The sequence below is a fragment of the Immundisolibacter sp. genome (assembly GCF_041625615.1).
GTDB lineage: Bacteria > Pseudomonadota > Gammaproteobacteria > Immundisolibacterales > Immundisolibacteraceae > Immundisolibacter.
In genome coordinates, this window is the sequence record NZ_JBFJTF010000068.1 from 1 (window position 1) to 11,655 (window position 11,655).

The 11,655-nt window shown below is 66.4% G+C and carries 12 protein-coding genes; 3 read left to right on the forward strand and 9 right to left on the reverse strand.

The window, feature by feature from the left end; translation table 11 throughout:
• Positions 1-3,017: glutamate synthase large subunit (gltB, locus tag ABYX71_RS06915; RefSeq protein ID WP_372695777.1), on the reverse strand; the 3,017-nt coding region annotated here is incomplete at its 3' end.
• Between the two features lie 363 nt (positions 3,018-3,380).
• Here gltB and ABYX71_RS06920 point away from each other — a divergent pair.
• From ABYX71_RS06920 to ABYX71_RS06930, 3 genes are all read left to right on the forward strand, one after another.
• Entirely contained in the window at positions 3,381-3,959 is a 579-nt protein-coding gene (locus tag ABYX71_RS06920) for a superoxide dismutase (RefSeq protein WP_372695778.1), read from the forward strand.
• Positions 3,960-4,055: 96 nt separating this feature from the next.
• Entirely contained in the window at positions 4,056-4,571 is a 516-nt protein-coding gene (locus tag ABYX71_RS06925) for a disulfide bond formation protein B (protein WP_372695779.1), read from the forward strand.
• Between the two features lie 38 nt (positions 4,572-4,609).
• Entirely contained in the window at positions 4,610-5,602 is a 993-nt protein-coding gene (locus ABYX71_RS06930; RefSeq protein WP_372695780.1) for an amidohydrolase family protein, read from the forward strand.
• A gap of 58 nt (positions 5,603-5,660) precedes the next feature.
• Here ABYX71_RS06930 and ABYX71_RS06935 read toward each other — a convergent pair whose 3' ends face one another.
• The 8 genes from ABYX71_RS06935 to ABYX71_RS06970 all read right to left on the reverse strand — a co-directional run.
• Positions 5,661-6,797, reverse strand: coding sequence for an amidohydrolase family protein (locus ABYX71_RS06935; protein WP_372695781.1), 1,137 nt, complete (start codon positions 6,795-6,797; stop codon positions 5,661-5,663).
• 27 nt (positions 6,798-6,824) lie between these two features.
• Positions 6,825-7,697, reverse strand: coding sequence for an SDR family oxidoreductase (locus ABYX71_RS06940; protein WP_372695782.1), 873 nt, complete (start codon positions 7,695-7,697; stop codon positions 6,825-6,827).
• Between the two features lie 152 nt (positions 7,698-7,849).
• Positions 7,850-8,464, reverse strand: a complete 615-nt coding sequence (locus ABYX71_RS06945) for a glutathione S-transferase family protein (protein WP_372695783.1) — start codon at positions 8,462-8,464, stop codon at positions 7,850-7,852.
• A complete protein-coding gene (locus ABYX71_RS06950; RefSeq protein WP_372695784.1) occupies positions 8,461-8,907 on the reverse strand; it encodes a universal stress protein in 447 nt (148 codons plus the stop codon). The genes ABYX71_RS06945 and ABYX71_RS06950 overlap by 4 nt, the downstream gene beginning before the upstream one ends.
• 33 nt (positions 8,908-8,940) lie before the next feature.
• On the reverse strand, positions 8,941-9,735 hold the full coding sequence (locus ABYX71_RS06955; protein ID WP_372695785.1) for an SDR family NAD(P)-dependent oxidoreductase: 795 nt from the start codon (positions 9,733-9,735) through the stop codon (positions 8,941-8,943).
• A gap of 63 nt (positions 9,736-9,798) precedes the next feature.
• A complete protein-coding gene (locus ABYX71_RS06960) occupies positions 9,799-10,407 on the reverse strand; it encodes a hypothetical protein (protein WP_372695786.1) in 609 nt (202 codons plus the stop codon).
• A 113-nt stretch (positions 10,408-10,520) separates the two neighbouring features.
• Positions 10,521-11,024 carry an aromatic-ring-hydroxylating dioxygenase subunit beta gene (locus ABYX71_RS06965; protein ID WP_372695787.1) on the reverse strand — a complete coding sequence of 168 codons (504 nt, stop codon included), beginning with the start codon at positions 11,022-11,024 and terminating at the stop codon, positions 10,521-10,523.
• Positions 11,014-11,655, reverse strand: a 642-nt coding sequence (locus ABYX71_RS06970) for an SRPBCC family protein (RefSeq protein ID WP_372695788.1), incomplete at its 5' end; no start/stop codon positions are given. The genes ABYX71_RS06965 and ABYX71_RS06970, both read right to left, overlap by 11 nt.

Consider the following 11,655-nt stretch of genomic DNA (forward strand, 5'->3'; position numbering starts at 1 on the left):
ACGAGCTTGACCGACACCAGCGCCAGCGGGTTGACCTGCTTCAGGTCGAAGATCAGCTGCGCCAGGTCCTCGATGGAATAGATGTCGTGATGCGGCGGCGGCGAGATCAGCGCGACGCCCGGCATGGTGTAACGCAGACGGGCGATCAGGTCGTTGACCTTGTTGCCGGGCAACTGCCCGCCCTCGCCCGGCTTGGCGCCCTGGGCGATCTTGATCTGCACCACCTCGGCGTTGACCAGGTAGTGCGGCGTCACACCGAAGCGGCCGGATGCGACCTGCTTGATCTTGGACGTGCGTTCGGTGCCGTAACGATCCGGGTCCTCGCCACCTTCACCGGAGTTGCTGCGCCCGCCCAGACGGTTCATGGCAATCGCCAGCGCCTCGTGCGCCTCCGGCGACAGGGCGCCCAGCGACATGCCGGCACAGTCGAACCGGCGGGTGATGGCCTCGATCGACTCCACCTCGTCCAGCGGAATGGCCGGCCCCTGCCTGAGGTCCAGCAGATCACGCAGCGTCGCCACGGGGCGCTCGTTGACCAGCCGTGAGAAGGCCTTGTAGTCCTCGTAATCGCCACTGCGGGCACAGGTAATCAGGGCCGTGACCACGTCCGGATTGAAGGCGTGGTACTCGCCACCGTGCACGTAGTTGAACAGGCCGCCCTGGGCCAATGGCTTGCGGCGGCTGGCCGCCTGGTCCGCCAGCGTCAGCAGGTCCGCTTCCAGATCCTTGAAGGTCGCCCCCTGCACGCGGCTGACCACCCCCTCGAAGCACAGGCTGATGACTTCCTGGTGCAGGCCGATCGCCTCGAACAGCTGCGCACCGCGGTAGCTGGGCAGGATCGAAATGCCCATCTTGGACATGATCTTGAGCAGGCCCTTGTTGATGCCGGCGGCAAACTTGGCACAGCCACCCTCGGCCCCGTCCGGCCCGAGCATGTCGGCGATGCTGGCGTAGGCCAGGTAGGGGTAGACGGCGGTCGCGCCCAGGCCCAGCAGGACCGCAAACTGGTGCGGGTCACGCACGGTCGCGGTCTCGATCACCAGGTTGGCGTCCGAACGCAGCTCAAGCCGCGTCAGGTGATGGTGCACCGCGCCGGTGGCCATCGGCGCCGGCACCGCCAGGCGCTGCGGGGTGGCGGCGCGGTCGCTCAGGACGATGATCACCTTGCCCTGGCGCACCGCCGCCTCGGCCTCGGCGCAGATGCGCTCGATGGCGCGCTTCAGACCACTGCGCCCGGTCGCCGGGCGCGCATAGGACAGGTCGACCACGGCGTGCTGGAAGTCGCCGCCGTCCTGCGCCAGCAGGCGCTGGAAACTGTCGCGACTGAGCACCGGACTGGCGGTGACCAGACGCCGGGCGTGATCGGGCGTTTCCTCGAACACATTGTGGTTGCGCCCGAAGCTGGTGCTCAGCGACATGACGATGGTTTCGCGCAGCGGATCGATCGGCGGGTTGGTGACCTGCGCGAAGGACTGGCGGAAATAGTCATACAGCGAACGCGGCTTGTCGGACAGCACCGCCATCGGCACGTCGTCGCCCATGGAGCCGACTGCCTCCTGGCCGTCGAGCGCCAGCACCCGCAGCACCCGCTCGCGCTCCTCGTAGCTGAGACCGAACAGCTTCTGCTGCGTCTTCAGCGGATCGCCGCCCAGCGGCTCGGCGCTGAAACCACCGTTGTCGACGTCATCCAGCCGCTGCACGTAGCGCTGCAACCAGCGCCGATACGGCTGACGGCGCCTCAGGCGTTCGTCGATGTCGGCCGGCAGCAGCAGCTCGCCGGTCTCGGTGTCGGCGGCGATCATCTGCCCCGGCATCAGACGCCCACTGGCGACGACGTCCTCGGGCGCGTAATCGCGTACGCCGATTTCCGACGCCAGGGTGATGATGCGGTCACGCGTGACCACCCAGCGTGCCGGGCGCAGACCGTTGCGATCCATGGTGCAGGCGGCGTAGCGGCCGTCGGTCAGCACGATGCCGGCCGGCCCGTCCCACGGCTCCATGATCATGCCGTGGTACTCGTAGAAGGCCCGCAGGTCGGCATCCATGCCCGGCACGTGCTGCCAGGCCGGCGGAATCATCAGCCGCATGGCACGGAACACATCCATGCCGCCGGACAACAGCACGTCGAGCATGTTGTCCAGGCTCATCGAGTCCGAGCCCCAGGTCGACACCAGCGGCAGGATGTCCTCGACTTCCGGGAACAGCGGGCTGGCGAACTTGTGGCCGCGCGCCATGGCCCAGTACCGGTTGCCCTGGACGGTGTTGATTTCGCCGTTGTGTGCCAGGTAGCGGAACGGCTGCGCCAGCTGCCAGCGCGGCCACGTGTTGGTCGAGAAGCGCTGGTGGTAGACGCACACGCTCGAGGCGAACCGCGGGTCACCCAGGTCCGGGTAGAACTGCGGCAGCCGGTCCGGCATGACCAGCCCCTTGTAGACCATCACATGGCACGACAGGCTGGTGACATAGAACTCGGGATCCTGCGCCTCCAGCCGCTTCTCGGCGCGCCGGCGGGCAAAGTACAGGCGACGGTTGAAATCCTCGTCGGTCAGCGTGTGCGGCGCGGTGACGAACACCTGCTCGATCCGCGGCAGCATGGCCAGCGCCTGTTCGCCGCAGGCCTCGGGATTGACCGGCACCTCGCGCCAGCCGGCCACGCCCAGCCCTTCACAGGCCAGCTCGCTGGCCAGCACGGTCCGGGCTTCCTCAGCCATGGCCGCATCCTGATTCAGGAAGACCGAGCCAACGGCGTAGTTCTCGCCGATGCCAAGACCCGCCTCGGCCGCCACCGCCCGCAGGAAACGGTCGGGCTTGCGGATCAGCAGGCCGCAGCCGTCGCCGGTCTTGCCGTCGGCGGCAATGGCGCCACGGTGCGTCATGCGCGCCAACGACCCGATGGCGGTTGTCACCAGGTCGTGCGACGCCTCGCCGTCCATGTGCGCGATCAGGCCGAAACCGCAGTTGTCGCGTTCGAAACGCGCCCGGTACAGCGTGTTAGAAAGGTCGGGTAGCTGGCTCACTGATGTCACGGGTCTCTGGTAGCGGCAGCAACCGCCAGCGTGCCGTTTCAGGCATCGCGTGACGACTGCGCGGGCGCGGGGTAGGCCGGGGACGAACCGGCGATTTTATCCGTCTGGGGCCTGCCCCACAAATGTGCAAGTCCGATTCGGGCGCACCTTAGCAGGTACCGGGGGCTGTCATGCGACTGCGTACCCGCCCGCTCCACCCGCACCGGCGCGGCGATCCGCCGGCAACCTGCTAGACTGGGCCGCACTTGCAAGACAGCTGCTTGCAAGGGCCATGCCGGCCCGGCGCCGGCCCTGAACGCGAAGCCGGCGGTCCGGCCGGGACCGTCCTTCAAACCGAGCAACGAGGAGCCCCCGATGACGCACGAACTGCCTCCCCTGCCCTATGCCATGGACGCTCTTGCGCCGCACATTTCCAAGGAAACCCTGGAATTTCACTACGGCAAGCACCACAAGACCTACGTCGACAACCTGAACAAACTGATTCCGGGCACCGAGTTCGAGAACCTGTCCCTGGAAGACATCGTGCGCAAGTCCAGCGGCGGCGTGTTCAACAACGCGGCGCAGATCTGGAACCACACGTTCTACTGGAACTGCCTGGCACCGAATGCCGGCGGCAAGCCGACCGGCGCGCTGGCGAGCGCCATCGACCAGGCCTTCGGCTCGTTCGATACCTTCAAGGAAAAATTCAGCCAGACCGCCATCACCACCTTCGGCTCCGGCTGGGGCTGGCTGGTGAAGAACGCCAGCGGCGGCCTCGAGCTGGTCAGCACCAGCAATGCCGGCTGCCCGCTGACCGGCGGCCAGACCCCGCTGCTGACCTGCGACGTGTGGGAACACGCCTACTACATCGACTACCGCAACGCGCGGCCGAAGTACGTCGAGTCGTTCTGGAACCTGGTGAACTGGGATTTCGTGGCCGCCAACTTCGGTTGATCGGTCTGACGGAACCGACAACGGGGCGCTACGGCGCCCCGTTGTGTTTTACGGAGCGGGAATGCACCGATCCGCTCGCACCCGAGGAGCTCCGGCATGTTTCACCTGACTCCCCGTCGCGGTTTTGCGCTCGGCGCCCTGGCGTGCGCCGGGCTGCTGGGTTTCGGCTATTTTCTGCAGTACGCACGCGGCCTCGAACCGTGCCCCCTGTGCGTCCTGCAGCGCCTGGCGTTCTTGGTCACCGGTGTGGCATGCCTGCTGGGCGCGGTCCTTGGACCCGGCCGTCTGGGCACACGCCTGCTGGCCGGACTGGCGCTGCTGGCGGCGACGCTGGGCGCCGGCGTGGCCGGTCGGCAAGTGTGGTTGCAGTCCCTGCCGGCGGATCAGGTCCCGGCCTGCGGCCCCGGGCTGGACTACATGCTGGAGACGTTTCCACTCAGCAAGACGCTCACCATGGTCCTGCGCGGCTCCGGCGAGTGCGCCGAGAATGCCTGGCAGTTCCTGGGCCTTGGCATCGCCGCCTGGGCCTTGGTGTGGTTCGTTCTGCTCGGCGCGTGGGTCGGCCACCTGCTGCTGCGGCCCGGGATGACCCCTGACCGGACATCACCATAAAAAACCAGACAACACCCGTTTCCCGAGGAGAAACCGCGATGAAGATCGACTGTTTCACGCACGTCATGCCGCAACCGTATATCGAGCGTTTCAAGCAGGCGGTGAGCGGCTTCTACCTGGGCGATCTGCCCAGCCTGATCCCGGAAATGGTGGACATCCGGCCACGGCTTGAAATGATGGACCGCCACGGCATCGACCGGCAGGTGCTGACCATCGCCACGCCGCCGATCGAGGAAGTGGTCGAGGATCCGCGCCTGGCCGCCGAACTGGCCACGGTAGCGAACGATGCCATCGCCGAGATGGCCGCCCGGCGGCCGGACCGTTTCCTGGCCGTCGGCACCATTGCCATGAACAACATGGACGCCGCGGTGCGCGAGGCGGAACGGGCCATTACCCAGCTCGGCATGAAGGGCATCCTGATCTACTCCAACTGCCAGGGTCGGGCCATCGACGCGCCCGAATTCATGCCGTTCTACGCCCTGATGGCGCAGCTCGACCTGCCCATCTGGCTGCATCCCGCACGCACGCCGATGCGCGCGGACTACCTGGACGAGGACCACTCACAGCACGCCATGTGGCAGATCTTCGGCTGGCCGTTCGAGACCAGCATGGCCATGACGCGCCTGATCTTCGCCGGTGTGCTGGATCGCCACCCGGAACTGAAGATCATCACCCACCACGCCGGGGCGATGATCCCTTACTTCGACAAGCGCATCGAGTACGTCTACCCGTTGTTCGACAAGCTCGGACAGCTGGGCGATTCCCTGCAGCGGCTGCACAAGCCGCTGATCGAGTACTACCGCATGTTCTACAACGACACGGCGGTAATGGGCTCGGTCGGCGGCATGCACGCCGCCTACGCCTTTTTCGGCGCCGACAAGCTGCTGTTCGGCACCGACGCGCCGTTCGATACCCACGGCGGCGACCTGTTCACGCGCGAGACGCTGTTCAGCATCGAGGCGCTGCCGATTCCGCCGGCCGAGAAGGCGGCCATCTACGCCGGCAACCTCTCACGCCTGCTGAAGCTTTGACCGTGGGTAGACGGGCCATGCGACCCGTGTCCTACCTGTCCCGGCACGCTGGCGCACGTCACCCCGCCAGCGGAAACCCGAACGCGCGCGCCACGTTCTCGTACACGATCTTGCGCGTCTCGGCCGGCGGGCAGCCGACGAAATCACGCCCCACCTGCTTGCGCGAGAACGGCCACACGCCCTCGGTGTGCGGATAGTCCGAGCCCCACATGATGTTGTCGACGCCGATGATGTCGCGCGTGCGCACACCGGCCCGGTCATCCTCGAAGGTGGCGAAAAAGTTGCGCCGGAAATAGGTACTCGGCGGCTCCTCCAGGCGCGGCTTCATCCAGCCCTTGTGGTCATGCCACCAGTGATCCATCAGGTCCAGCACGGCGGCAATCCAGCCGATGCCACCCTCCACCAGCGACCATTTCATGCCCGGAAAGCGCATTGGCGCGCCGCCCCAGATGACCAGGTTCAGCGGCTCGGCCAGTTGCTGGAACTTGCCACCGCACACCAGCGCACCGCTGGCGCCCGGTCCGCGGATGTGCGCCGGGAAGCTGGTGCCGCCGAGATGAAAGGTCGCCACCACGCCCATCTGCTCCAGCCGCGCCCACAGCGTGTCCCACACCGGCTGGTTGTACGGCTGCGCGGTGTTGGTGGCCGGCAGCATCACCGCCGCCAGATTGAGCGTGTCGATCGCCCGCTCCGCCTCCGCCACGATCTGCTCGATCGGCCCCTTGCACGGCAGCAGTGCCGCGCCCTTGAGGCGCGTCGGATGCGCGGCACAGAACTCCGCCAACCAGTCGTTGTAGGTCCTGCACACGGCCATCTCGTAATCGGCGTCCGGCGTCTCGCACACGAACAGGCCCACGCCGGGATAAATCACCTCGCCGCTGACGCCGTCCAGATCCTGATCTTTCAGGCGCGCATCCGGATCCCAGCCGCCGGGTCGTGTGTCCTCGTAGCGAAAGTCGGTGATCTTGGGGATTTCGACGCCACGGGCCTTGAACTCGATCATGGGCCCCTCGAACGCCAGCGGACGCGGCTTCAGGCCATCCACCAGCATGCAATCGCCGAGCCCGTCGATCGACTCGATGCGCGGCGCACGCGCCCGCCAGCGGGCATCCATGCGCGTCAGCCACAGGTCGCGCGGCTCGACCACGTGCGAATCGGCGGACAGCAAAGGGCCCTGATAGTGGCTTTCGGACATCTGGTTTTCTCCTCGTTACGCTGGTACTCAGTCGATCGGCCTGAAATAGTCCGGCCGCGGGGTCAACCAGGTTTCGCCCCAGAGCCTGCCGCCACCGTCCACGACCATCGTCTCGCCCGTGATGAACTTCCCCGCGGGACTGGCCAGATAGGCACACGCCTGCGCCACGTCGTGCACGTCGCCCAACGCGCGCATGGGGTTGGCGTTGTAGAACTGGTTCAGGCGCTGTGGCGGGTACTGGGAGAACCCGTTACTCTCGATCGCGCCGGGCGCCACACAGTTGACGCGGATGCGCTGCGGCGCCCACTCCACGGCCAGCGTGCGGGCAAGGTTCATCACCGCGGCGCGCGCCGCACTCGAATGGGCAATGCTCGGCATGCCCCGAAAATTGTCGAGCACGATACTGAGCACGTGGCCGGGGCGGTCGTGCACGCGCCAGGCGCGTGCGGCCGCCTGCGTCACATACCAGGTGCCATTCAGGTTGGTATCGATCACCGCCTGCCAGCCACGCGGGCTGACGTCCAGTGCCGCCTGCGCAAACTGTCCGCCGGCGTTGTTGACGAGCGTGTCCAGCCCGCCGAATCGCTGCCAGGTGTGATCAATGAGTGCCTGCGCCTGCGCCGGATCACGAATGGTCATGACCTGGGCGTCCGCCTCGGCGCCCAGTGAGCGCAGCAGCTCCAACGTCTCCAGCAGCGGCGCCTCACGCCGCCCACAAATCATGACGGCAGCGCCCAGACGGGCGAACAGCACGGCAATCGCCTTGCCAATACCGCTCCCGCCACCGGTCACCAGCACCGTGTGACCGGCGAACAGGTCGTCACGAAACACCGTCGGCACGCTGCACAGCGCCTCGTCGGACAGGCCGAAGGACGTGCGCAGTGACAAATCGTCGAACACGGCGACCCTCCTCACCACTGAGCGGGCCATCCGTGGCCAGACCGGGACACGCGGCCCGGCTCAGGCGCCCTCTGTATCGCGCCGGACCCCGCAAGGGAGGCCATATATTAACGGTCGTTTGTTTATTTTTATGCCAAAAAAAACCGCGCGTGTCAGGCCTGCGCGCTCGGCCGCGACGAGACCGCCGCGTACCAGCGCGCAAGGTTGGGCCGCGCGTCACCCACGCGGATACGGCTCACACGGCCAAAATCGATACCACACAGGGCCGTGATGTCGGCCACCGAGAATGTCTCGCCCGCAATGTACGGCCGACCGTCCGCCAGCTCCCGGTCCAGCCAGTCCAGCCGTTTCTCGGCATGGTCCCTGGAGACATCACCAAACTCGGCCACCTGAGGGTGCTTGCCCTTGAAAAACGGATGCTGATGACGGAACACACTGGCAATGGGCCAGAAAATCTCGAACTCCATGCGCCGGTTCCACATCTCCACCCGCGCCGCGCCCAACCCCGGCTCACCAAACAAGGCGGGCGTCGGATGCAGGTACTCGAGATAGCGGCAGATCGCCATCGAGTCCGACAGACAACTGCCGTCGTCCAGTTCCAGCACCGGCACCTGCGCCAGCGGATTGCGGCGCAAAAATCCCTCGCTGAGGACACCTCCGTCGGCGATGCTGACCGGCACGAACTCGATATCGGTGACACCCTTCTCGGCCATGAAGACGCGAACCCGGCGCGGGTTCGGCGCGGACCGGTCCTCGTAGAGCCTCATTCCGGCCGCTCCTCGGGCAATACCAGCACGGCGCAGGGCGCATGTTGAACGACCTTGGCCGACACCGACGGTGTAAACACCCGCTCCAGCAGTGACCGCGGCCGTGTCTCGAGCACGATCAGATCCACCCCGTGGGTGCGGGCCAGCGCGACGATGCCATCGGCCCGTTCGTTGACACTGGCCACCGCCTCATGAGGCTGGTCACCGAGTTCTTCCTGAATGATGGCGCCCATCGCGCCTTCCAGGCGGTCGCGGATCTCGTCGATGCTTTCCAGCTTGAAGCCCACCTGCTCCATATGCCCCGGCTCCGTCGAGACATAGGCAAGAATCAAGCGACTGCCCAGTTCGCGGGCCATTTGCCCGGCGACCCGCAACGCCAGCCGCGCCGGGCGATCCGGCGTCATCGGGACCATGAGCGTCTTGGGAGCGAGTGACTTGTGCATCGTCCACATCCTTTTCTTGTGGTTAACGTCGAATCATCCAGCCATTGAATAACCGCCGCTAACGGACAGCACCTGTCCAGTAATATGCCCCGCCACGCGATCGGAGGCCAGAAAAAGCACCGCGTTGGCAATGTCCTGGGGTTTGCCGATCTTCTTCAGCGGCAGGGCCCTGGCGATCTTTTCAAGCTGCTCGTCGGTAAACATGGCGCCCTGGCCGGCCCACATGCTGCGCTCCCCCACGTCCGCCTGCGCCTCCGGAAGCGTCACGCCGGGACACACGACGTTACAGCGCACACCGAACCGCCCATTTTCCTTGGCAATGGTTTTCATGAAGCTGTTGATGGCCGCCTTCACGCCGCCGTATACCGCCTCGCGCGGCTCACCCTGGCGGCTGGCGTCCGAACTGATCGACACAATCGAACCGCCACCGCTGTGCAACATGCTGTCGAGTGCCGTGCGGGTACAGTTGAGAACACCCACGTAGTTGATGCGGATGACCGTGTCCCAGAACTCGGGCGTGGTCTCGGTGAAGTACATCAACTGATCCCAGCCGACGGCATTGACCAACACCTTGACCGCGCCATGCGCCGATTCGGCAGCGGCAAACAGCCGCCGGACCTGCGCCAGGTCGGTCACGTCCGTGGCCACCGCCTGCGCCAGGCCGCCTGCGGCGCAGGCGGCCTGGGCAACCCGGTCGGCCTGCCCGGCGTCGATGTCGCCGATGGTCACCCGTGCGCCCTCGGCCGCGAAGCCGAGCGCGATGGCCCGACCGATGTTGGACGCCGCGCCGGTGACCACCACCGACATACCCGAATATCCCAGATCCATGCCGCCTCCTCCTCCGACCGTATCGTGCCGCCGGCCGCCGCCGGCAAATGCGTCGTTACCGCATTATCCCTTGCCGTGCCCCTGGCGCTGCGCCCCGTTCCCGGATGACGGCCGAAGCCGTCGGCGCAGTATCGGCAGTTCACGTCGGTACGCCTCGCCATCACCATACGCCACGAACTGCTGATACTGGCGATGCGGCGCCGCCACACGCGCCGCGTGGCGCACCGGGCACCAGTACTGCTCGGTACGACCGGCAATCTCGCGCGCGTACCCCAGCAGGCCGTTGGCATAGGCGCAGTACTCGCAATTGAGTGCCTCGATGACATTCAGATAGGCGAGGCGATGGCGATCGAAGGCGAAATAGCGCCCGCGGTGCACGCGCTCGATACCCCAGGCGCGAAAGCACACCTGCTGGTACACCGTCAGGGCCAGGTCCAGCACAAACAACGGCACGACCAGGCCGTAGATGACCGGCACCGTCAACAGGTGCGCGGGCCGGGCGCGCAGCACGTACGGCAGCAGGCGCCGGCGCAGCGCCGCCTGGCGGCGCCGCAGCTGCTCCCCGCCATCCGTCAGACGCTGGGCAAACTGCACCCGCAGGCGCTCGGCCTCGACCTCCAACTCCTGTTGCAGCGCCCACAAACGAGCACGCAACTCATCGAAACGGGACATGACCTGGCAACCGACGGCGGACGGACGCCTGTCATTGTCCGCCAGCGGATAAACAAAAGCCCGCCCCGGTGATGTCCCGGGGCGGGCTTTAATCTCGCCGTCGCTGATCCGCCTCAGATGTTGAACACGTCCATCTGCCGCGGGATGACGTCGTTGCAGACAACGATGTACTTCTCGGCGATCTGCCAGGCCTCGCCGGCCGGCACCAGCCGGTAGCGGTAGTGGCCGAAGAACATGTCGGTGCGCTGCTCTTCGTGCTTGTACGTGTTGACCTGGAAGTTGGCCGTGGCGACCAGCGCCTGGGCCGATACCTCACGCAGGCGGATGTTGGTCACGAAGTGCCGCGTGCGCGGCAGGCGCAGCAGCGACGAGGACAGCCCCGACTCGATGCGCCACACCCGCTCGGCCAGGCGCTCGCGGTTGCCGCAGTAGATGAGCGAGATCTCGCCCTTCGGGTTGTCGATCAAGACATCGTCGTCTTCCCAGGACGGCGCCCAGTAGACCGCGTCCTCCCGGTACAGCGCCAGCCAGTCGTGCCAGCGACGCTCGTCCAGGCAGGCCGCCTCTTCCAGTAGCAGCTCGGTGACCGCGTCCTTGAGCAGGAGATCAGGCTGCATGGCGCTTGGCCTCCTCGCGACGCAGCCCTTCGGTCATCAGTTTCAGCCAGTGCCGATACTCACCGTGGTACAGCGTCTCGTCGGCGAAACGACTGGCGCTGACCTGCGGGTTGAAGCCCAGTTCGCGCGCCTGTTCGTCGGCACCGACGTGACGCCGCTTCATGCCGCGGTCGAAGTCCTGCCACTCGGCGTTGCGGCCGTGGTAGCCGGACTGGCAGGCATCGAACTCGGTCAGGTCGTCCGGCGTGGCGATGCCGCTGGCGCCGTAGAAGTCTTCGTACTGGCGCACCCGGCGCTCGCGCGCTTCCTCGCTCTCGCCCTTCGGCGCCACGCAGTAGGCGTGCACTTCGGTCTGATCGGGGGCAATCGGCCGCCATGAGCGCAGCTGGGTGGAGATGCCGTCGAACAGGATCACGTTCGGGTAGATCAGCACCTGGCGCAGGCGCCCGGCCATCCACTTGGCCTGCAGCGGGCCCACCCGCGCTTCCAGCGCGTCGTACTGCATACCCAGCGCGCGGTCGCGGAAGTTCGGCACGTCGGTCCAGATCATGACGTGCCCGTTGCCGAGGTCGTAGTTGCCGTTCAGGGCGTTGCGGGTGTCGATCTTGATGGCCTTGACGTTGTCGGTGCC

Bases quoted from the DNA above. Each gene is read 5' to 3' on its own strand.
- ABYX71_RS06950 (WP_372695784.1), bottom strand. From the start codon at position 8,907: ATGCACAAGTCACTCGCTCCCAAGACGCTCATGGTCCCGATGACGCCG.
- ABYX71_RS06955 (WP_372695785.1), bottom strand. From the start codon at position 9,735: ATGGATCTGGGATATTCGGGTATGTCGGTGGTGGTCACCGGCGCGGCG.
- ABYX71_RS06960 (WP_372695786.1), bottom strand. From the start codon at position 10,407: ATGTCCCGTTTCGATGAGTTGCGTGCTCGTTTGTGGGCGCTGCAACAG.
- ABYX71_RS06935 (WP_372695781.1), bottom strand. From the start codon at position 6,797: ATGTCCGAAAGCCACTATCAGGGCCCTTTGCTGTCCGCCGATTCGCAC.
- ABYX71_RS06945 (WP_372695783.1), bottom strand. From the start codon at position 8,464: ATGAGGCTCTACGAGGACCGGTCCGCGCCGAACCCGCGCCGGGTTCGC.
- ABYX71_RS06965 (WP_372695787.1), bottom strand. From the start codon at position 11,024: ATGCAGCCTGATCTCCTGCTCAAGGACGCGGTCACCGAGCTGCTACTG.
- ABYX71_RS06930 (WP_372695780.1), top strand. From the start codon at position 4,610: ATGAAGATCGACTGTTTCACGCACGTCATGCCGCAACCGTATATCGAG.
- ABYX71_RS06925 (WP_372695779.1), top strand. From the start codon at position 4,056: ATGTTTCACCTGACTCCCCGTCGCGGTTTTGCGCTCGGCGCCCTGGCG.
- ABYX71_RS06920 (WP_372695778.1), top strand. From the start codon at position 3,381: ATGACGCACGAACTGCCTCCCCTGCCCTATGCCATGGACGCTCTTGCG.